Here is a 1,449-nt window from a genome sequence, read left to right as displayed (position 1 = left end):
TATTTACTCTAAGTTTTTCTTACATGATTTTGCATAAATCCCAATTAGGAATAATATATAAATAAAAGAGGTGCCTTTGTGCCTTTACTATTATCACCCAGATTACTCAGTGGTATTACCAGCACTTGCTATTTCCCACCATTTGTTGTAAGATAGTAATTAAGGTCAATTTAACACTATATTTTCTTTGCATATTATCAAGTATCAATCAGGGACAGTTTGTACTCCTTATGGGTTTTTGATAATATGTGAAATTTTATTTTCATTCAAATAAGGCCGATCATATTGTAATTTTTCTACTTTTAGGAGGCATTACCATGACATTAACAGGTAAAGTAAAATGGTTTAACAGCGAAAAAGGTTTCGGTTTCATCGAAGTTGCAGACGGTAACGATGTATTCGTTCACTTCTCAGCTATCACTGGCGACGGCTTCAAGTCTCTTGACGAAGGTCAAGAAGTTAGCTTTGAAGTTGAAGAAGGTAACCGCGGACCTCAAGCTAAAAACGTTGTAAAGCTATAATTCAAACAATAAAAAGGTTGTTACCAGCAAGGTTAACAACCTTTTTAATATATAACTAAAATTTTTTACATAAAAGGAGTGGTTACATGTATCGCAATCGAAAGAACGATGTAGCAGAAGTACCACCAGAACAAACCCCTGTTTGGGAATGTGAATCAGAGGATTGTTTAGGATGGATGAGAAAGAACTTTTCATTTGAAGAAGAGCCTAAATGCCCTTTATGTAAAAGTAGCATGAAAAGCGGAGAACGTTTATTACCTAAATTAGGTTAATTTATAATAAAAAAAACCTCTTTTAATTAAGAGGTTTTTTTTATTATAAATTTATGTCCTCAACATCAGTTCGCACTATAGAATACAATAATGCATCGTGTTGCTTATTTCCTTGATGAATATATCCGCGCAATAGCCCTTCCTTTTGGAAGCCAATTTTAGATAACATTCTACAAGAAGTAACATTTTCAGGATATGTAATAGCTCCAATTCTAAACAAACCTAAATCTTTAAATCCATAATTAATAATTTCTCCAGCTGCTTCTGAAGCATAACCATTTCCCCAATAGCGAGGATGCAGATCATATCCAATCTCAGATCGTTTACTCCATAATTGTAAATTGTTTAGTCCAATTGTTCCTATTAAAACGTTCGTTTCTTTTAACACAATTCCCCATCGTATTGCCTTTTTCTCAAAGTAATTTTTTGAAAAAGATTCGATCATACGTGAAGCTTGTCCAAACTCCGTAAAAGAATTCATACCGTAGTAACACGTCACTTCATCCAATGAAAAGATTTCATATATTTTTTGACAATAAGATTGTTCTATTTCAACTAAACGTAAGCGTTCTGTTTCTAGTATAGGAAATGCCATAGGATCACTCCTTTCTCTCTACTCATTCATTATATCAGAAAAAATATGTATAATTAGTAAA

At 32.7% G+C, this 1,449-nt stretch carries 3 protein-coding genes; 2 read left to right on the top strand and 1 reads right to left on the bottom strand.

Annotated features, from left to right (window positions below):
• Positions 1-317 precede the first annotated feature (317 nt).
• Together cspD and ACQGS6_RS28400 are read left to right on the top strand one after the other, a co-directional pair.
• The gene (gene cspD / locus ACQGS6_RS28405; protein ID WP_000176366.1) at positions 318-521 is read left to right on the top strand and encodes a cold-shock protein CspD; all 204 of its coding nucleotides are present in this window, start codon (positions 318-320) and stop codon (positions 519-521) included.
• A gap of 86 nt (positions 522-607) precedes the next feature.
• On the top strand, positions 608-793 hold the full coding sequence (locus ACQGS6_RS28400) for a cold-shock protein (RefSeq protein WP_000286203.1): 186 nt from the start codon (positions 608-610) through the stop codon (positions 791-793).
• A gap of 43 nt (positions 794-836) precedes the next feature.
• Here the strand turns inward: ACQGS6_RS28400 and ACQGS6_RS28395 are convergent, their stop codons facing one another.
• Positions 837-1,388, bottom strand: a complete 552-nt coding sequence (locus ACQGS6_RS28395) for a GNAT family N-acetyltransferase (RefSeq protein WP_000885392.1) — start codon at positions 1,386-1,388, stop codon at positions 837-839.
• Positions 1,389-1,449: the final 61 nt, after the last annotated feature.

Source organism: Bacillus sp. GMs2/2, assembly GCF_050172095.1.
Lineage (GTDB): Bacteria > Bacillota > Bacilli > Bacillales > Bacillaceae_G > Bacillus_A > Bacillus_A cereus.
The sequence above is the reverse complement of the archived record's forward strand: the minus strand, read 5'-3'. Positions and strand labels throughout refer to the sequence as shown.